Genomic DNA, 20710 nt, shown 5'->3' with positions numbered 1-20710 from the left:
CAAAATATTTTTTACAGGTACCGTTAGTATGTTGTTGATTGTTACCGCAACAATGTAGCGGGCAAAATTACTTACATCCTTATTACATTTTTTATCATATACTTACTGTAAGTTCGCTTGCACGATATTATAATTGGTGTTTATGACAGTAACACTTATTCGGGTTTATTTAAAAAATATCTGGAGGTGACTTGATTGAAATTACTAAAGCTCAGTTTAGCTGTTACTTTAGCGAGTACCCTATTATTTGGTCCTTCGTATCCATCTTTTGCAGCGTCTACTACAATAAACTCCCCTGTTCTATTGCAAATCAATGAGTACAATATTCTCTACACTTATCCAAAGCAACCTTATATTGATAGCAAACAAAGATTAATAGTTCCCCTTCGTGCAGTAAGTGAACTACTAGGAGCTTCAGTGTCGTATAATGCCGAATTAAAACAAGCAATAATTGAAAAGAATGGTAAGAAAATTATTTTAACAGAGAATTCGAATAAGATAATAGTAGATGGTGTAGTGAAAACAATGGATACTGTTCCAGTAGTATACAAACAATCTTTTATGTTACCTATTCGTGTACTGTTGGATAATATGAATTTAAGGGGAACTCACGATAGCCAAACGGGTATTTTGCACTTGGAAGATGAAGCGATCAACGGATTTAATATGGTAAAGTCTATTAAGGAATCGGACATTCCTCCTGATAGAATTGCTAATCAGAACGGAATTTTACCAACCACTTTTGATTTGACGCTGAGTGAACTAAGTGAAAATAAGCTTCAACAGGGAAATATCAATTTAAGCGCAAAAAATATTAGTGGAATTTCTATGCCTAAAGGTAAAGAAGATCTACATGTTTTGGTTATATTTAATAATACCTTTCAAATGGAAGCTGATCTTAACCCAACAACAGAACAACTACGTCCTCGTCCAGCCCTCACAAAAGATCAAGTATTTCAGCAGAAAACGGAGTTTACAGCAGGCAATTATGGCGACTATTTAAAATATATTCTAGTAGTGGGCAGGATTCTAAAATAAGTAAATACAATTCACGAAACGCAAAACGAGCCTAAAAGTGATTTTAGAGGCTCGCTTTTGTCTTATTTTACAAGGAGGGTTATTAATATATGAAACACCCTATTCTAAGTAAAAAATCGCTCATTCTAATAATTTTTTTGATATTCCTTATAGGAATATACTTTTTATTCTTCGGATTACCATGGAAGTCCATAGCCCATAAAAAACAATTCGAAGTCTATTTAGAAGATAAGTATCAAATTGACTTCAAGTTAAAAAAGATGGACTATGATTTTATGCACCGAACATACCTTACTTATGCATATCCCGCGAGTGACCCAACTTTAGTTTTTTTTGTAGGTCAAGATATTGAAAACAAAGAAATTCATGATCTTTATCTATATGAACTAGAAAAACGTATGTTCAAATAGGTTACTAGAATAACCGTTGAGCTGTGATCAGTTTTCTTTTTTTATATCTTCAAGCAAACCTTCAAACCATTGAACATTTACTATATGGTGGGAAAGTGAATTTTCTAACATTTTTTTAAAATAAGCAGTGATATTTTCATCGTTCTCAAGAGATAGCTGTATTAAAGAAATCTTATGTTTAGTTTGTTCGATTTGTATTTCTATTAATTTAGTTAGCTCTTCTTTTTTATATTCATCTGAAAATAACATTGCTACATAAAAAGATAGGTTTATATAGTCTGTCTTAGACCCATATTTGAACATCAACTTTTCAAACTCTTTTTCCCCTAATTCCGTGATGTTATAATTATGTGTCTCTCTGGTGCTGTCTCTTTGGTCAACTTTTACAATATACTTTTTCTCTACTAATTGCCCAAGATTATAATAAAAGGACCCTTTGGTGAAATTCACTATATATTTATAGTGTTTTTCTTCCATTAAGGATAACAATTCATAACCGTGAGCCCCTGGATTTTGTTTTAATAATCCTAAAATTAGTAATATTATCAACTCAACGCCTCCGTCAAAATGCAACTAGGTTTAATCATTGTTGATTTGTATGAACTTGGCTTGAAATTCGTTAAATGATATTTTTCCCAAAGCAAAATCCATACTCAATATATACATTTTTTCCGCTTTAGTGTGAGTTCTTGCATTATGGAGACTTAACAACTCCTGTTCATTAATTAGCGGCTCAAGTACATGCTGCTTATTAATAAAAGCTTCAAAATATCGTAACCCAAATTTTCTTTGAGATATTGCATCGATATGAATACCATCCGGATTAGAAGTTAAACCTGAAGCTGTAACAAAGTAACAATCATCTTGTTCAAAAGCAAATTTTTGTAACTCTTGATTCATCAACTCGTATTCAGTGCAATGTTTCCCAAATCCTTCTTTGCCTAAAAAATCCCCTAAGCCACCAATTATAAATGGAATATTTGGAGCATCTAACTCTTTTCTAAGCGCCGTAACCATTAAAAGTAATTTCTGATAATAGACTTTGTAGCTGCCATTACTACTATCACTTTCTCCTTGATGCCATAAAATCCCCGATAATTCACTATTTTGCATAGCAAATTTAGTTTCTTGCAATGCATGTTTAAAAAGTGCCCCATCTACAGCCCATTCATCAATGGTGCTCCCACCCTCAGCACAAGGAATTAAGCCAATGATGTCTTCTTCATTTTCACGACACCATGCATCCGTAAATGATCCTGCCAGACTTATTCCAGAAACAGGACGGTCATAATTAATAGGTTCAGCCATCATTTGCCATCTGCCATTACGTAGCATTTGGATTCTCTCGTTATTAATTGGGGGTACTTCATGTATAAATCCTCGTCCAGCCATATTTGACTGTCCAATCATTAGAAATGATTTGATCATTATTCTCATCCTCTCTTCAATAGTCTAATTAGACTGTTTATATTATTAGTCTAATTAGACTATTTGTCAACAAATACGCTTTTATTCTCTCCCTCTTTATGAAATCAAAAAAGCTGATCTTCAAAAAGATCAACCTTTGTATGAAGTATTAACATATCAGAAGTGAGGTAATACCATCTAATTCTGATACGATTTCATATACTCGCGTCCGTCTGCCTTACTTTGAATAGGGTTCCAAACCTGAGCAAAGAACGGTTCACGCTTCGCACGTTCTTTGTAATTCCAGCTTTCGAGCTCACACTGCGGGCAGAAATGTCCACCTTCTAGCATAAGCTTGGGGCTAGCCGTAAAGGTATGGTCGAACGCACATTTGAAATCAAGTTTGCCTGTCCAATTCCCCGTTTCCATATCTGTTGAAAGACATTCACCACCACGAAATTTCGCAGCACCCTTGATATCTTCAAGATTTAATTGCGATGTTGGCTTATTCTCATCATACCCGTGGTCAAGTTTGATGACTTTATCCCAATCCGCGAATTTCTTCATTTCAGATACCTTTGTAGGAATCGCCTCCCAGTTGTTCTTGCTGCCCCAATAAGCGTCTATTTTCTCAATGTCATTTTCCTCGATAAAACGTATCGTTCCTCGCTCTTTTACTGCTTGCTTTTTCATCGTCCGCTTAATCATCGCACCCATCAATTTTTGACCTCCGGGCAATTTAGTGATGACTTTCACAACAGGCACAAGTGCGCCTAGATTATCGAGGTAGCTTTGATAGAAATAATCTATTGAATCTCGGCGAAAGTGAAAATAGTCCTCCAGCTTATCAGAGTCCAGATAATATTGTCCGTGAAAATTCCGTGTTGCATACCATTTAGGATCTATCACATAATCAAGATTTGTTAAACCTAACTTACCATAAAGCACCTGATACATCTCAAGCGTGCTGACTCGACAGCTCTCGCCCCCGCCAATGTTGTAAATATGTTGCCAAAATCCTTCATTTAGTTCTCCGTCTATATCCGAGATGCAAAGGTTTCGCATTAAACGTCCTGAATCCCGATCTGATACGTATTCAAGCACATTTTCTAGACAGTTATGGAACATAATAGGGTCTTCTATCTTGCTCATCGCTGGCCCCATAATACCTGTTTGGCGGAGGCTCACCCAATAGCTTAGTCCTGATTCAATTACCATACGCTCGGCGGCAATTTTCGAAACGGCATAGTAGTCATAAACACTTGGTTTGAGAGGGTCGCCCACACGTCCCCAATGGATTGGCGGCATACGGTCACCCGTTTCCGCAATTGTACCGATATTTACGAAACGCGTTACATGGGCACGATCGCTTTTCTTGATGGAATCGACGATGTTCTTCGCTGAACCATAATTAATCTGCATCGTTCGTTCGGGAAACTCATCTGCAGCAGGAGATACAAAGGCTGCTATATGGAGCACAATGTCGGCATCTTTCACACATTCATAGACAAGGTCGCAGTCTAGTAGATCGCCATAGACTACTTTAACGCCACTTAGTCTCTCATATTCTTTCAGCTTTTGGCGGCTGGTTGAATTGTCTAAATCAAAGAGTAACAGCTCGCATTTCGCTAAATCGTTTCTAAGAAATTTCAATGTTTCGCCACCCATATTGCCCGCTGCACCTGTTATCATGACTCGTTTTTTCTTTACCATATTCTTCACCTGCATTATAAGATTATTGACAAGTCATTCGTCTCCCTTCAGAATACAGACACAGTGTCTATTTCACAACCACCAGTTGATTATCAAACTGATGTAATATAGACAGTCGAAGATATTCTGTCCATTAGTTTTTTAAAATTTTTATAGGGGGTGAATCAACAATGAATCAACGTGAACGGTTAACCAAATTGCTGCTGAAGCAAAGCTTGATTCGTCTGCTCAAAGAAAAAAACATAAGCCAAATCAGCGTAAAAGAATTATGCGCTTCAGCAGGCATCAATCGCTCTACCTTTTATTTGCATTATGCAAATGCATACGATCTGCTTGAACATGTTGAGCAGGAGATTATTGATAACACAAATGCATATCTAGAAAAAATCGAAGCTAATGACAATGGCATCACTTATATATTGACCTTCTTAGACTACATCAAAAAGAATGATGATTTATTTGCCATCATGCTACTCAAATCAAATGAAAACGAGTTGTTTTCAAAACGTTTGCTTAATGAAGTACTGATGAATATTGACACTTTCCTTCAGCTTGACGTTCCCGAAAATATGAAGCGTTTTACTTACGCTTATTTGGTTAATGGAAGCTTAGCAATTATACAGGAATGGATATTAGAAAATTTCATTATATCAAGCGATGAATTGGCTCAACTTATTTTCTCTTTGGCGGATCATTCCTTATTAACGTTTAAGTCATCGGAAACTTGAAGTAATAGTCACCAGATCCAACTAGTAGTTTAAGGCCTTCTGACATTTGTTCCACACTGGATAGACCTATGACTTGTTCTATTGGTGTCCCAGACTCCAAGATACTGTCCTGATTCATCGTTGGAATAATAATCTCAGCAGTTGTATTGGATGGAATCAGCACTTGCATTTCTACTGAATCTTCGTTCTGTTTTTTCCAAGTTACCTTGATCGTTCCATGGACAGATTCAAGCGAAGCATCAACCCACGTCAAATGTTCCCTGATCTGCGGCTGGATCCGTATTTTTTTATAGCCTGCTTCTAATAGTTCGATGCCACCGGCAGTGCGATAGAGCCAATCTCCAATAGCACCGTAAGCATAATGGTTATAGGAGTTCATATCATCGCTCCAGAACGAACCGTCCTGTTTTATTCCATCCCAATGTTCCCAAATGGTTGTAGCCCCTCGGATTACAGAATATAACCAGGAAGGATACTCTTTCTGCAGTACCAATTGGTAGGCTACATCCGTATAACCAAATCTAGAGAGAACTAGACACAGATAGGGAGTTCCTACAAAGCCGGTCGTTAGGTGCACTCCATTTTCTTCGATATGGTCGGCTAGCATCTTGGCCGTCCGATGACGATCCTTTTCCTCTAATAAGTCAAACATAAGGGCAAGTGTATACGCAGTTTGTGTCGGTGAGGCCACCCGACCATTTGGCGTTACGAACTCTTGACGGAATGCCAGAACAATCTTCTCATGCAATGCTTCATATTTTAAGGCATCTTCGGGTTTTCCAATGACAGCCGCTGTCTTAGCTAGCAATTCCGTTGAATAAGCATAGAACGCGGTAGCGATCAACTCTTTTGGTGTTGCTCCGACGTAGCTGTTTTCTTTGGCATCCAGACCTAACCAATCTCCGAAGTGAAAACCTGTATTCCATAGATATTCGTCTTCACCTTGCGCCCGAATATACTCGACCCATGCTTTCATACTTGGATATTGCGTTTTCAGCACACGAATGTCCCCATAACATTGATAAAGCGTCCAAGGACAAATCACCGCGGCGTCTCCCCAAGCAGCAGAGCCGTATCCTGCCGCTGGAACATCGGGAATAACATGCGGAACTCTTCCGTCTCCTTCTTGATCTGCGGCCAAATCCTTTAGCCACTTTTCAAAGAACGGAACTACATTCATGTTGTAGGCAGATGTGCGAATAAAAACTTGAGCATCCCCCGTCCATCCCAATCTTTCGTCTCGTTGAGGGCAATCTGTCGGGATATCTAGAAAATTCCCCTTTTGTCCCCATAAGATGTTGTGCTGAAGCTGATTCAAGAGTACATCTGAACAGTTGAAGTTTCCCGTTTGCTCCAAGTCCGTATGGATGACGCAGCCGATGAATTGTTCCAATAATTGATCTAGCGGTATGCCAGTCACTTTTACATAACGGAATCCTTGGAAGGATAAATACGGTTCAAACGTTTCTGCCTCCCCGCCATGGCATATATAAGTAACAGTCTGCTTTGCAGATCGTAAATTTCCGATGTAGAAATTCCCCTCGCGGTCCAACACCTCAGCATGTTCTAAAGTAATTATCGTTCCAGCTTCAGCATGAACCGTAAATCTTACCCATCCAACCATATTTTGTCCCATATCCAGCACGTGTTCGCCTTTGGGTGTAGTAATGACTGCGATAGGCTTGATGGTTTCTATAACCCTGGTCGGTTCGTTTTCCTGAGCAACCAATGAAGTCTCTGGACGGTCCTTGAGAATAGTCTTTTGCCACTTTACATCCTCAAAACCGGGAGAAGACCAACCTTCTACCTCGAGCCTCGCATCATACGTTTCGCCATGATACAATTCTGACATCAAGAGTGGACCTGTAGAAGCACGCCAGTTGTCATCCGATACAATGATTTGTTCAGAACCATCAGATAATGTGACGTGTAGCTGGATAAGCACAGCACGATCCTCACCAAAGATGTCTTTCTTTCCTTCCCAAGCTAAATATCCTTTATACCACCCGTTTCCCACCATGCAACCAAGAGCGTTATTGCCAGCAGCAATCAAAGAAGTCACGTCAGAGGTCTGATATTGAAGCCGTTTATTATAACTGGTCCAGCCAGGGTTAAATAACGTGTTATCTGCTGGTTTACCGTTTATATATAAGCGGTACATCCCAAGAGACGTTGCATACACACGAGCTGATACAACATTATCAGGGATTGAAAATTCCGTACGAATATAGTCGCAAGGATCAGCCCCATTCTCTTGGTGATTCGGAGGTGCTGCTATCCATTTTGCCTGCCACTCATCTACCGATAACAATGCCGTTTCCCAGAACACAGGTTCACTCCATTCTGAAACTATCCCATGATCGTCCCAAGCTCGAACCCTAAAGTAATACCGAGTGCGGGATTGTAAGGCGGGACCTTCGTATTCAATATGCACATTGCTATCCGACTCTACCTTTTCAGAATCCCATATGATTTTTGAAAAGAATTTGTGATCATTTGCGACTTGAACTTGATAGGCTGATTGGATAAATCCCCGTATTTCTGTGCTGATCCACCAACTAAGCCGCGGATGTAAATCATCAATCCCCAACGGATTCTTTCTATAGTTCACTTTAAGATTTGTAACTTCAAAATTAGACATTTGTATCAACCTCCTATATTCATCCAGTAACCTGCCGGAACACTTTGAACTGTATTCATAGATCTTTGATCCGGCAGCTATTTCTATTGTATGAGTTGAGAGAATTTAGAATTGGGGGTATTTCAGACATTTTTATAGGTGGATCTAGACATTCATTCATTAGTTTCGTACGATATGTCTAGCCTTAGCAATTTGAAAGGGGGCACGATTATGAGTATCAGACGCAGCACTTTTGTCATGTCTGGAGATAGCTTTTTCGAGCCTGGTGTGCAAATTTATGTGAACAGGGCTTACGAAACGTTCGAATTGAATGCGCATTCCCATGAGTTTATCGAAATTACTTATATCAGTGAAGGAGCAGGCGTTCACTACATTGACGATGAGGCTGTTCCTGTCGAGCACGGTACGTTATTTTTTATCCCCATTGGACGCAGTCATGTATTTCGACCTAAGACCCCGATGAAAGACCGCCCGCTCATCGTTTATAACTGTTTATTTCCAGTAGAGTATTTATCAGAACTTCAGGCTACCTTTCCTCACGCTACAGATATTTGTGAATTTTTCACAGACATGAATTTGCTATGGTTCTCTATGAAAGATGTCAATGGCGCATACCATATAATGTTTCGTGAACTGTTTCGTGAATTCTCGGCAAAACCGCCAGGATATTTAGCTGTCCTCGATGCTCTTGTCGTACAAATATTAACAGGCTTGTTTAGACATCGATTGCAGATTGTTGCGCCATCAGGGGATAAGCCGCAATGGATGGCAGTGGATGATGCGATTGCATTTATAAATTACAACTATGCCAATGGGCTTAAACTTAGCGATCTCGCCAGTAAAGCGAACCTTAGCGAACGGCAATTCAGTCGCCTTTTTCGGCATCAGACTGGAATGAGCTTTACAGATTATACGCAAAGTATTCGAATGGATGCTGCATGTCGTATGCTATCAGGAGGTCATAGGAGTGTAAGCGAAATTGCCGCTGCAGTTGGATATGCTGACCTCAAATTTTTTCATCAAATATTTAAAAAAAAGATAGGAATGAGTCCCCGACAATATAGTAATTCTATTCGAAGTGAGCACTAGCTTCTAACATTCAAGATTACAAAAGCTGCCTAGCAATTGCTAGGCAGCTTATCCTACTTATCACCGGCAAGTGTAAGCCACTTACGATTGTGATGCTCCTGAACTTCAACGGGGGTATCAAAGAAATCGCTCAACACATCCGACTGCAAGCAGTTTTCTGTCTCATCCCCTTTGTAGATTTCTCCGTTCTTCACCAGCAAAGTATGTGTAAAGCATGGTGTTATCTCCTCGATATGATGCGTTACATACAGCAAAGTTGGTCCGTTCGGTTGCTTCGTAATCTTCTCAATCATTTGTAACAGCTGTTCTCGGGCAAAAATATCGAGTCCTGTGCAAGGCTCATCAAGGATCAATAGATCTGGATTGGCCATAAGTGCGCGTGCAATGAGGACTTTCTGACGCTGACCTTGCGACAAGGTATCGTATGTACGAGCGGCTAAGGAAGAGCAGTCTAGAAATTCCATCAGCTCCTCGGCTTGCTTTTGATCCTCTTCATTCGTCTTGTCATATAAACCGATAGTTGCGAATTTTCCGCTGAGGACGATGGTCAGCGCAGTCTGATGGCCGTATAGCTTCTGTTGCAGCGAGGTGCTGACCCAACCGATTCGCTTCCGTAACTCTCTAAGATCCACATCGCCAAAGCGGTGGTCTAGCACTTCGACTTGCCCAGTCGTCGGCCATATATAGCCGTTTACTACGTTCAGCATCGTCGTCTTGCCTGAACCGTTTAGTCCGACGATACACCAGTGTTGCCCTTGTTTCACTTCCCAATTCATATCGCGTAGGATCATTGTTGTATCACGTTGCCATGATACATTTTTGAGTGATATAATCATGCCCAAATTCCTCCTCTACATGAATGTCTATATTGAACTTAAAGCTCAGAAAGTGTTCCATTTAAAATTTTGAGCGTCGATTGTACTGCTTGATCTGAATCCCCATTTTTAATAGATTCATATACTTGTTCATGGTAATCGGATTGAGGATCATGGGAACTATAATTACGGTTTAATTTACTCATTGCATCTGACAAAATATGAGTAAACGTTCTATATAAGTCAATGATTACAGCGTTTTTACTTGCCATTGCTACAGCCATGTGGAATTCTATATCCGATTTGGCATACAGTTCACGATCATTCTGCTTTAGAGCCATATCTCTTGTATCCAAATGTTTTCGCATGTTGAATAAGTCAGTGTCATCATGCCGTAGAGCTGCTAATCTTGCGATTTCTAATTCAATCATTTTTCGAGCTTCAAAGACCTCAATCAATTCTGCACGAAGTAAACGATGGGTAAGTGGTTCTTGAATAATAGGACTGGATTTTAAGTAAGTTCCAAAACCCTGCTTTTTCTCCAATAGACCAGCATGAACTAACACACGGACTGCTTCTCTTATCGTTGATCGCCCTACATTAAATAATTTCATTAATTCAGGTTCTGGAGGTAATTTGTCTCCTGGCAGGATTGTTCCTGTTGAAATTTTTTGTTGTATTTGATTAACAACATCGTCCACTATCTTAGTGGCTTGAACGGGTTGGAACGACCCCTTTTCAAACATCTGATCATCTCCTCTTTTTGCAGAATAACATGATATTCTTTACTTAACAAGTAAGATTTTGAAGTTTATAACGGTCATAATGGGAATAAAAAAGCAGCTAATCATTTTGATTAGCTGCTGACGTAATTTATTTAACTATCCCCTTATTGCATGTTCACTCAATTTTATTGCCCTTTTTCCATTACCGCAAAGTAGTTATTTTCACCGTCTGCGAAATTGAATACTCTTCCACCGGGAATTTCTACAATATCTCCAACCGTAACATTTTTGTCCTTCAACTCTCGATTCAATTGATCAAAATTATCCGAAAAGAACATTAAAGAAGGTGTTCCGAGATTCATTTCAGGATTCATTTGGGCAACCAACTCTTTATTATGAAGAACAATACTAGTCGCTGCACCTTTCGGAGCAAGCTCGATAAATCTCATAGGGCCATTTGTTTCGTCTAAAATCACCTCAAATCCTAGCTTTTCTGTCCAGAATTTTTTGGATTCCTCTTGGTTATTTACATATAACATAATTTGTCCAATTTTATTAATCATAAGTTATACTCTCCTTCTTAGTCGGGATAATTTATTGCTTTTACAATATACCTCATGAAGAATATTCACGTCAAGGAATATTAATTCGAACTCCCCTTTTGCAAATATAAGTTGGCTTTGTTTCCGGAGGTTGTCCATATCCCCATATTATTTACTTTCTTTTCCTACATTAAACCGAATTTCAGACCAGCGAAAGAGAACATCGATAATTATTTTTATTTTTAAATACCTCTACAATATTTCAATATAACCTTCTGTTCCATTCACACGAATTCGTTGCCCGTCTTTTATCAGCTTGGTGGCATTTTCCACTCCGACAACTGCTGGCAAGCCATATTCACGAGCGATAACGGCTCCATGGGTCATCAGTCCGCCAACTTCGGTGACCAGGCCTTTAATAGATACAAACAATGATGTCCAGCCAGGGTCAGTAAAGGCGGTGACTAATATATCGCCATCTTCCAGATCTGCCTCTTCCATGTTTAAGATGACACGAGCTCGTCCCTCTATTACTCCGGTAGAAACAGGGAGACCTATAATCGCGTTGTCTGGCAGATTTTCTCGTTTGTATTCACCTGTAATAATTTCACCATCAGATGTGATTACACGTGGCGGAGTAAGTTTTTCAAAAAAATTGTAATCGTCTTTTCTTTTACTGATGATCTGATCATCCAGTTTATTTGTGCGTACGACTTCGTGAAGTTCTTCAAAAGTGAGATAGAATATATCTTCTTTTTCATGAATAACGCTAGCTTGTACAAGTTGTTCGGCTTCTTTCAGTAAAGCCTGCTTATAAATGAAGTAGCGGTTAATCATTCCGTATTTTGGATATTCACGGTAACCGATATAATTCCGGATAAAACTGATTACTCGTTTTGTCTCTTCAACTTTTAGTTCTCCATCCGGTAATTGCTTCAATCGATCTAATAACTCTTGTTCTTTTTCTAAAGCCTCCTGTCGGCCTTGCTCAAATTTTCGATTGCCAGCATTAGGCTCAAAGTTTTTGATATTACTGAGAATCATGCGGACAAGTGTAATCGGCTTTTCACTCCAACGAGTTCTCGAAATATCGATTTCACCGGCACATCGCATTCCGAATTTGTTGAGATAAGCATAGATTGCATCTTGAGTTGCCTGTCCACCATCAAACTTAACCAGTTTATCCAAAAAACCATCATCTTTTACATGTTGTAAATAATCAACTATTTCCGGGTAAGGACGAATCACATCTGCAACATCCAAAAGCGCCAGACCCATTTCTGAGGTAATGTTGTTTGGTACAGATTGAGAAAGCATATCTGCTGCGTTTTTTTCACCTAACCACTCGTACATTTTTTCATTAATCCATGACGAAGCGTTCATAGCAGTCATAAAAACCTTTGTACTTTGTGGGTCAGATAAGAACTTCTTTAATTCCTGGAGATCTTCAAGAATAAAATCAAATAGATCTGCTCCTGATTTCGTTCGGATGTTTTGTCTTAATTCTTCTATCGACGTTTGACTGTTCTTAATCAAATCAGAAACGATTGCCGGATCATTTTCGATTAATGCTTGAAAACCTTCTGACGAACTATCTTTACTGCTATTAACGGGACTCTGTTCTTTTCTATCGTCTGGTAACGATTTTATATATTCTCGTTCTATTAGGGTCATAAATGCGTCTTTTATGAGCGGATCGGATTTCCCAAGGGTATTTATGAAATTTTCTCTGCTGACAGGTGAAGCCAGCATATGTGTAACATCAACAAACAACCTTCCACCGGCCTTACGCATGGGTGCAGGAGTGATTAACAGGTAAAAAGACAATCCTAGTGGTTTCATGGGATCGGTCATCATTTGTTGATGACCGACAGATACGTAAACGTGATTTTCTTGATCATTTACTTCAGGGATCGGGTATAAAGTAGTGATTGGCCGACTCTGAACAATATAAAAAGTATCATGATCCAAACACCATTCGATATCTTGTGGACAACCAAAATAAGCTTCAATCTCTCTACCTAAACGTGCCAGTTGTAAAATTTGTTGTTCGGAAAGGGTTTGAGTCTTTTGCTGATCGAGATCGATTTTCAGGGTCTCTGTTCCACCTTCATTTAATCCATAGATAGCCAATTTTTTGGTTGCTATCATCATATCGACGATTTCCTCTTCCTGTACTTTATAACAATCGGCAGATACCAAGCCAGAGACCAGAGCTTCGCCAAGCCCAAAACTGGCATTAATAGATAGCAGCTTTCGATTAGAAGTCATCGGATCCGCTGTGAATAAAATCCCTGAAGCCTGAGGGAAAACCATCTTTTGCACGATAACAGATAAATATATCTGTCTGTGGTTAAATCCATTTTGCATGCGGTAGATTACCGCGCGATCCGTAAATAGAGATGCCCAACATTTGCTGATATGCTGCATGATTGCTTCTCTTCCGATGATATTTAAATAGGTGTCCTGTTGACCGGCAAATGAGGCATGTGGTAAATCTTCAGCAGTTGCACTAGAGCGTACTGCATAAGCCTGTTCTTCACCAAGTTGGGAGAGATAGTGAGTAACTGCTGTCACAACATCGGAAGGAATTTCTACTTCCATGAGGAGTTGTCGAAGCTTCTTACTGATTTCACCAATTTGCTCTCGATCGTCTACGTTTAATATGGATAGTTGATCCAATAAAATATGATACTTTTCGTTCTTTTCGATGGCTTTTTGGTAGCCCACTGTTGTAACACAAAATCCTTCTGGTACTTTTATTCCTTCGATAGTTGATAATCGCCCTAAATTCAACCCTTTTCCGCCCACGAGCAAAAGCTGTGTGGTTTCTATTTCCTGAAAACCAAGAACCAATGAATGCATACAAAATCTCTCCTAACCATTAAAATGAGAAGAAATTTGACAAGAGTTTAGCTGCATGATATATTATAAATATAAGATGCATTATCTATGCCTTTATATTTTTTAAAGTCGTGATCCGATTATATCATCGTGTCTTTTTATATGCAATATAAAAGAACCTGAAAGCTATTCAGGTTCTTTTTTGTGTTTCCCGCTATTATTTGTTATTCAAAAACCATGGTTCGAACCGAACTACAACCCATAGACTTCAAACTCATAAATTCGTGCTGCTGTATCGGCTCCTTGGGTTGGCTTAAGAGTTATTAATTTTACATAGCGAGCTTTCACCAAAGCAATCGCGTCTGTCGACTCAGCTGCCGAGTTTCCTTGCACGTTTACAACATCCGTCCAGTTCGTTCCGTCGTTACTCACCTGAATGGTATAATTGCTTGTATTAAACCCGGACCATTCTCCTCCACTCTGAGCATGCTTGATGATAAAAGTGCTGATTTGATGCTCGGCTCCTAGATCGACTTGTAGCCAATGAGGCAGATTTCCAAGTGCACACCATTTGCTATTATCCGTCACTTTACCGTCAACTGCGTTTGGTGCGCCTTCTTTGTCTCCACATGCATGATCGGCTGTTGCAGGTTTTCCAAGTGCTAAATTCTTCACCGCACCAGCTTCCTTACTCACTGTAATTAGCGCCTTTTTCATAATTGTGTCTTGGCCCGAACTGTTGGTTGCAGTTAGTGATACGTTATATATGCCCTCCTGATTGAACGTTACAACCGGGTTTTTCGATGTGCTGACAGCTGGGCTACCGCTTTCGAAGCTCCATGACCATTCTTCTGTCACTTCGGTCGACAGGTCGGTGAAGTTTACGCTCTCACCTGGAGCTACCAAGGTCCGATCTGCCTTGAACTCTGCAATCGGCTTCGGATAAGCTGGCCAGCTGATCTTCGCGCTGGAGGCCTGACCTTGCTCGTATCTTCCATTGATTGCAACGACCTTTAATGCTGTTAGTGTTTCTTTGTCTATTCTTCTCATCTCAGGAACGTAAAACACATGATTTGGCGTTGCGCCCAATAAAACCTCACTACCATCTGGAAGTACTCGATAGATTTCGTATTGCTTCACCTGCTGATCAAGTGCTTTCCACTCCAATCTAGCATCTCCATAAATTCCATCGCGGAAATCGGATTGAGTAACCTTCAGATCGCGAACCGCCGGCAGCGTTTTGATCGGGTCGTTGGCATTTTGGATGGAGAGCTGGCCAATTTGAATACTATAATTACTAATCGTATCCTTGGAATCAAAATAAAGTGATACTGCTACGATTCGTTTCCCTTTGTATGGGGTCAAATTCAAAGTTTCGGTAGTCCAGCCTGGTGCTGTCTTATCCTTCACATTAAGAAAGATAAATTGGTCTGGTTGGTCTGCAAAAGCAAGACCTACCTTCAAGCTAGGCTTGTTCAGCGTTTTATAAGTAACCGATAGCTTTGTGCTTGCTTCGATTTTAAGGTCTGTCTTGTAGAGCTTCAGATGCGTTGCATTGTTATGGCTCAGATCACCTGAAACCTTCAGCGAACTGCCACCGTAATACGCATCGGACCAATCGAGCTCTGGAGTAAGTGAAGTTCCTTTGCTGTCTGCGATCCAGCGCCATGTTGGCAGGATATCCTGCAGGCTCCGGTTATTCCATCCCTTATCTCGTACCTGCTGCCCTCGGACATAATATTTCTGCCCGCTTCCTGTATTGAAATTGGTGATGAAAGGTAGCTTGTTTACAGGGGATGATTCTGCCACATTGTTCGCGATTCCTTTCCAGGCCTGATCGCTCACGGTGTTACCCGGATTCCCGTTTGGCCCCACCCAGAATTTGTTCTCGCGTGCGAAGAAATCCTCCATGCTTTCTGCGCTGTTGAAAGACCAGTCTGGACGGTAGATACCAAGGGAAGTGACGGCAGGTTGACCATCCGGAAACAGCAGATTCCAGTTCACATTCGTATCGTAGCCCTTGGCTTCAACATCTATCCCTGCATACAGGTCATACGGACTTCTATCTAAACTTTTGGCCTTCTCTGCCGAGCTTTTAAGATCTTTCCACCAGAAGTTCAGGAACATATTGTCTGTTATTTTCTTATTATTGTCTTGCAGGAACATTGCATTCTTGTCATTTAGCGCATTTTGCCAACTGATACTGCCCTCCTTGGTCATGGAGTCGTACCATACGATTTGCATAGATGCAGATTTGTGCGATTCTAGATAACTTAAGAAAGCTTTCATTTTCTGGGCATCAGCTGGTGTTCCACCTTCAGTCTCCTGGTTAATAAACCAGCCGTCAAATCCGTAATACTTCGCAACCTGGATCAGCTTATCTGCGGCAGGAAAGGAACCGTCGCTGTTCTGCTGAAGCATTTGCTTCACCCATTCAAATTTCCCTCCATAAACAGTTGGCGGGAAGAACACCGTTCCGACGATCGGTACCCCATTTTTATGTGCTGCGTCGATCGTATCAGCGCTTGGTGGTACGATAATTCCTTCACCGGCAGATCCGCCCCAATAGACCAGCTTGTCAACATATTGCCAATAAGTAAACGTATTAGCTCCAAATTTGTCTGATCCCTGTGATGGCACACCACTTGTTCCCGAGTTCAGTGCTGATAAAGCCATAACTTTTGGCGCTTTTGTCGCATGAGCATTGACTCCATCTGTCACAAAGCGGTCTTGCAGCGGAATTGTACTTCGGTTGAATACCGCATCCGGGTCGGATGCAGGACTCCACTGAAGCAATTGCTCTGGAAACCAGTAGGATGAATAAGGCTGTTTAGCGAACGCAGTAGTGGATAATGCTACGCACATCACAAATAAGAATATAAAACCTGTACCAATCTTTTTCATGCCGTACTCCTCCAATCGATTATTTTATGATTGCGCTTACATTTTATCAAGTTGGACAAAGCTCTAGATAGTGGATTAATGACAAGTCCAGGTGCAAATATTACAGATTGTAAGTCTGAAGCTAGTATCAGACAGCACTCCATAAATAAAAGAGCCCTCATTTAAACAAATGAGGGCTCTCAATCTTTTTATGTCATTTAGAATCAATACTGGACTTGTTTGGGATTTCAAGTTATGTATCCTGACGTTAAGCATTCAGATTTAAAAGAAATTGCCGTGTGTTCTGATAAGCATCGTTCCATCCCATTTTAGCATAGAAGCGTAGTCCGTCGAGCCCCTTGAAATAATAAGCTCCCATTAGCCGCTCTTTAAAATAAGGTATCTTTATGCTGGCTTTCTCTTGATTGATTTGATATGTCTTAATGACATCACTCCACGGCATATGCCGATCGAGAATCGCAAGGTCTATGAGAGAATCACCGTACATGCAATTCCCATCGATGATGCCGGTAATTCGTGTTCCATCGGACAAAATATTCCACTGTTGAAAATCTCCGTGTATAAAGCTTCTGTACGATTCATTATAGGGTACGTAGTCCATCAACCGACCGTATATTTCTTCATATACATCTCTCTCCAAGCAAGAAGTACGGAAGAGATCATGCCAGTTCTCCCAGAACGTTCCGCTTTGATCCTCTGCATTTACGGCAACGACGAAGTCTTTCCATGATACATAGGATCCGTTGCCGTCAGCAGCGATCCACCCATAGCCGTTAGTTGACCCAATATCTGCTTCAGCCATTTTTTTCAAAATACTAATAATCTCAGGCAACTGATGAGTTTGTTCCTCTGCTGTGAAATCGGATAGATTCCGTCCTTCCATTCGTTCCATGATTATATAGGTTAACTGGTTAATTCTCCCTATCGCCAAACATTTGGGGAAAGGGATGTTTTGACCTGAGAGCAAATGGGATACATAGTGTTCCGTTTCATATGCTCCTTCCAGATCACTGAATTTCACAACATACCCCTTCCCTTCGTGGTTGAATGAAAACACATTACTTATGTTGCCGCCAGAAAGCGGTTTAATCTCAGTTGAACCAGGCCCAAGATGATTCTCTAATACTTTTTCAATTTCACTTATGGCCAATTTGGGTTTCTCATACATCACCATTGCTTCAACTCCTATAAATCGAATAGTCTCAGATCTGTATCCTTTGAGGACTACTTCAAAATTTTCTTAGCCTTTCGTTTCCTAATACGATCAATTTACGTACAGCTTACCAGATAGTATTGATAAACTGGATAGTAAAAACAATTATAATTGAATTATCCGCAACTGAGCATTATTGAACAGAGGGGACATTTTTAGGGGACCAACTAGTTAAGTATTGGACTTAATTATATTTCTGAAAAATCATCCTATGGGTGTTCCATTAGGCAGTTTCATATCTGGCTTCAATAGAATTACATCACCCTTTTCAGGTACACCTCCAAGGACTAATACCTCTGACTTAAAGCCTGCAATTCGTCGAGGAGGAAAATTGACTACCGCAATTACTTGTTCTCCGGTAATATCTTCAGCCACATATCTTCTAGTAATTTGTGCACTAGATTTCTTTATTCCGATCTCATCTCCAAAATCAATCTCAAGCTTGATCGCAGGAACTTTTGCTTCGGCGAAGAATTCAGATTTAATTATTGTTCCAACTCGAATATCCAGTTTCAAAAAATCATCAATAGTAGCCATATAGCATTCTCCCTTTAAATGATATTTTCTTAATTTATTTGCTTATCTACTTTGATTCTGATATTTAACAGTAGTGTAATTGACGGCTTTTACCCAGAAATACATCCCCATGCCGAGTAGAGTCATCATCCCTCCTATAAATTGAAAGCTAGTGATTGTTTCTCCCAAGAATAGATAAGCAAGTATTATGGCGAGAACAGGCTCACCAATAATCCCTACAGAAATAGTAGTTGCACCTAAAGATTTCAATAACATATTAATAATAGATTGTCCCAAAATAGTTGGGATTAATGCGAGTAAAAAGAAATAGATCCAGTCCGAAGAGTTATAATCTATCAAAGAGAAATGGTTTGACAAATTGTAGATTAACAAGACGCTTCCGCCAAGGAAAAAAACAATAACACTGTATAAACTTGCTCCTATTTTATGACTTACTTTTTGTCCTGCCAGCATATACGCTGATACAAAAACGGTTCCTAATAATGATAAGCCATCCCCTATTAACGCCACTTTAGAAACTCCAAAGTCTCCCCAAGCGATAACTATTGAACCCAGAAGTGCAATCACTAAACAAAGAATGTTTACCACATTTACCCGTTCTCTGAAGATGAAGTATGAACCAATCATTACAAATAAAGGCTGCAATGATAATATCACCATAGAGCTTGCAACTGAAGTATAAACTAAAGACTCCATCCAAAATAAGAAGTGTAACCCGAGAAAGAGACCCGCTAAGAAAACAATACTCCAGTCTTTTTTACTCATCTCCAGACAGCGAAGCTTTTTCCATGATACAAAAGGAAGCAATAAAATTACAGAAGCAAACAATCTATACATGCCGGCTACAGAGGTGGGAGTATTTGAAAATTTTATCATGATAGAAGAGATCGAAATAGATAAAATACTAATAAAAAGCAAAATGTACGGATATGACGGTTTATTTGATTTCACATATAATCCTCCAAAATGTTCTATCTACTTCCTGTGCACAGAGTGATAAAATCAAGATTGGATATAATAATATCATCATCATTGTTTAAATTGTGTCATTATATCGTTGTATTATATATAAATATCATCATTTTAGAAGGGACGTCATTAGATGTCAAAACTGCTGCACGAGAACATTCTTTTTCCTGATGCTTCATTTCCATACATTATGTACACAGCTAACTCTCGGAAAATTATCCCTGAAGGACGAGGATTTAATGACTTACATTGGCACGAAGAACTTCAGATCACTTTGGTTACTCAAGGTAAACTAGTTATACAAGTGAATGGTATTGATTATGAATTGAAAAATGGCCAAGCCATTTTCATCAATAAAGGTGCCCTTCATGTTACGACGCACCTGACTCCTGACGGTCAGTATGTGAGTTTCAATTTTCCTGAAAAGCTGTTGGTCTTTTATGCAGATAGTGCTATGGAAAAAAATTATGTATCACCTTATACGAACTCTTCCTTACTGTCTCTAGTAATTAAAGGAGATGCTGAATGGCAAAGAGATGTACTAAACATGCTTTTGGAGCTGAAGAATAGATTTGATATGCCAAAGAAATGGGGATGGGAATATGAGGTTTCTATCAGAACCGTACAACTCTGGTTAACCTTGATATCTAATATTTCTCTCTCCTTTGAGGACACAGCTAAATACGTAAAAAGGCAGCAAGAACGACTTCAACTCATGCTTTCTTTCATCCATCAGCACTACGCAACTAATATAACTTTGCAAGATATTTCTGATGCTGCTCATTTAAGTGTTTCAGAATGTACCCGTAGTTTCAAAAAGACCCTTCATATCACACCGTATGAATATTTAATAAAGTACCGGATTAAGAAAAGTATGGAGCTATTAATTTCAACTGATTATACAGTAACTGAAATTGCCCATAGAGTTGGTTTTAATCATGTTAACAACTTCATTCAGTCCTTTAAAAAACATCAAACAAGAACACCTAAAGATTTCCGGAAATTAAGAAATGAAATCAAAATCCAAGATACTTTGCCAATAGATACTCCTGGACGGGGGCCGGAATTGTTTTAAACTATATAAAAAAAAGTGGCAGTCACGAAGGCTTCTTTTGCCCTGTTTGACTACCACTCA

At 39.7% G+C, this 20710-nt stretch carries 17 protein-coding genes; 5 read left to right on the top strand and 12 right to left on the bottom strand.

Annotated elements, in window-relative coordinates; all coding sequences use genetic code 11:
• Window positions 1-195: 195 nt before the first annotated feature.
• Together MKX41_RS08525 and MKX41_RS32290 are read left to right on the top strand one after the other, a co-directional pair.
• Window positions 196-1038 (top strand): copper amine oxidase N-terminal domain-containing protein, encoded by an 843-nt coding sequence (locus MKX41_RS08525; RefSeq protein WP_340969595.1) that lies wholly within the window; start codon window positions 196-198, stop codon window positions 1036-1038.
• Between the two features lie 89 nt (window positions 1039-1127).
• A complete protein-coding gene (locus MKX41_RS32290; protein ID WP_445671307.1) occupies window positions 1128-1448 on the top strand; it encodes a YfjL-like protein in 321 nt (106 codons plus the stop codon).
• Between the two features lie 27 nt (window positions 1449-1475).
• Here the strand turns inward: MKX41_RS32290 and MKX41_RS08520 are convergent, their stop codons facing one another.
• The 3 genes from MKX41_RS08520 to MKX41_RS08510 all read right to left on the bottom strand — a co-directional run bounded on the left by MKX41_RS08520 (window position 1476) and on the right by MKX41_RS08510 (window position 4568).
• Window positions 1476-1997: a PadR family transcriptional regulator gene (locus MKX41_RS08520; protein WP_339795797.1), complete on the bottom strand. Its 522-nt coding sequence runs from the start codon at window positions 1995-1997 to the stop codon at window positions 1476-1478.
• Between the two features lie 30 nt (window positions 1998-2027).
• Entirely contained in the window at window positions 2028-2876 is an 849-nt protein-coding gene (locus tag MKX41_RS08515) for a sialate O-acetylesterase (RefSeq protein WP_340969593.1), read from the bottom strand.
• 177 nt (window positions 2877-3053) lie between these two features.
• On the bottom strand, window positions 3054-4568 hold the full coding sequence (locus MKX41_RS08510) for an NAD-dependent epimerase/dehydratase family protein (protein ID WP_340969591.1): 1515 nt from the start codon (window positions 4566-4568) through the stop codon (window positions 3054-3056).
• A gap of 170 nt (window positions 4569-4738) precedes the next feature.
• Here MKX41_RS08510 and MKX41_RS08505 point away from each other — a divergent pair, with 170 nt between their 5' ends.
• A complete protein-coding gene (locus MKX41_RS08505; RefSeq protein ID WP_076283751.1) occupies window positions 4739-5296 on the top strand; it encodes a TetR/AcrR family transcriptional regulator in 558 nt (185 codons plus the stop codon).
• Here the strand turns inward: MKX41_RS08505 and MKX41_RS08500 are convergent.
• Window positions 5277-7937, bottom strand: a complete 2661-nt coding sequence (locus tag MKX41_RS08500; protein WP_340969588.1) for a family 78 glycoside hydrolase catalytic domain — start codon at window positions 7935-7937, stop codon at window positions 5277-5279. The two genes, MKX41_RS08505 and MKX41_RS08500, sit on opposite strands and share 20 nt — an antisense overlap.
• A gap of 210 nt (window positions 7938-8147) precedes the next feature.
• On the opposite strand from MKX41_RS08500, the gene MKX41_RS08495 reads away from it, so the two are divergent.
• Entirely contained in the window at window positions 8148-9026 is an 879-nt protein-coding gene (locus MKX41_RS08495; protein WP_340969586.1) for an AraC family transcriptional regulator, read from the top strand.
• 53 nt (window positions 9027-9079) lie between these two features.
• Here the strand turns inward: MKX41_RS08495 and MKX41_RS08490 are convergent, their stop codons facing one another.
• The 8 genes from MKX41_RS08490 to MKX41_RS08455 form a co-directional block, all read right to left on the bottom strand.
• On the bottom strand, window positions 9080-9862 hold the full coding sequence (locus MKX41_RS08490) for an ABC transporter ATP-binding protein (RefSeq protein WP_149645671.1): 783 nt from the start codon (window positions 9860-9862) through the stop codon (window positions 9080-9082).
• A gap of 38 nt (window positions 9863-9900) precedes the next feature.
• Entirely contained in the window at window positions 9901-10587 is a 687-nt protein-coding gene (locus tag MKX41_RS08485; protein ID WP_340969583.1) for a FadR/GntR family transcriptional regulator, read from the bottom strand.
• A gap of 164 nt (window positions 10588-10751) precedes the next feature.
• Entirely contained in the window at window positions 10752-11129 is a 378-nt protein-coding gene (locus MKX41_RS08480) for a VOC family protein (RefSeq protein WP_042188380.1), read from the bottom strand.
• Window positions 11130-11360: 231 nt separating this feature from the next.
• A complete protein-coding gene (gene ppsA / locus MKX41_RS08475; protein ID WP_340969579.1) occupies window positions 11361-13973 on the bottom strand; it encodes a phosphoenolpyruvate synthase in 2613 nt (870 codons plus the stop codon).
• Window positions 13974-14204: 231 nt separating this feature from the next.
• On the bottom strand, window positions 14205-16856 hold the full coding sequence (locus MKX41_RS08470; protein WP_340969576.1) for an endo-beta-N-acetylglucosaminidase: 2652 nt from the start codon (window positions 16854-16856) through the stop codon (window positions 14205-14207).
• Window positions 16857-17103: 247 nt separating this feature from the next.
• Window positions 17104-18030 carry an aminoglycoside phosphotransferase family protein gene (locus tag MKX41_RS08465; protein ID WP_340969574.1) on the bottom strand — a complete coding sequence of 309 codons (927 nt, stop codon included), beginning with the start codon at window positions 18028-18030 and terminating at the stop codon, window positions 17104-17106.
• Window positions 18031-18273: 243 nt separating this feature from the next.
• Window positions 18274-18606 (bottom strand): chaperone CsaA, encoded by a 333-nt coding sequence (gene csaA / locus MKX41_RS08460; protein ID WP_340969572.1) that lies wholly within the window; start codon window positions 18604-18606, stop codon window positions 18274-18276.
• 42 nt (window positions 18607-18648) lie between these two features.
• Window positions 18649-19557 (bottom strand): DMT family transporter, encoded by a 909-nt coding sequence (locus MKX41_RS08455; RefSeq protein WP_340969569.1) that lies wholly within the window; start codon window positions 19555-19557, stop codon window positions 18649-18651.
• Window positions 19558-19708: 151 nt separating this feature from the next.
• Here MKX41_RS08455 and MKX41_RS08450 point away from each other — a divergent pair, with 151 nt between their 5' ends.
• Window positions 19709-20650: an AraC family transcriptional regulator gene (locus MKX41_RS08450; protein ID WP_042188375.1), complete on the top strand. Its 942-nt coding sequence runs from the start codon at window positions 19709-19711 to the stop codon at window positions 20648-20650.
• The last annotated feature ends 60 nt before the right edge of the window (window positions 20651-20710 follow it).

Origin of the sequence: Paenibacillus sp. FSL R5-0475, assembly GCF_038004585.1 — a bacterium.
GTDB lineage: Bacteria > Bacillota > Bacilli > Paenibacillales > Paenibacillaceae > Paenibacillus_AQ.
This window is presented reverse-complemented; position numbering and strand designations above follow the sequence as displayed.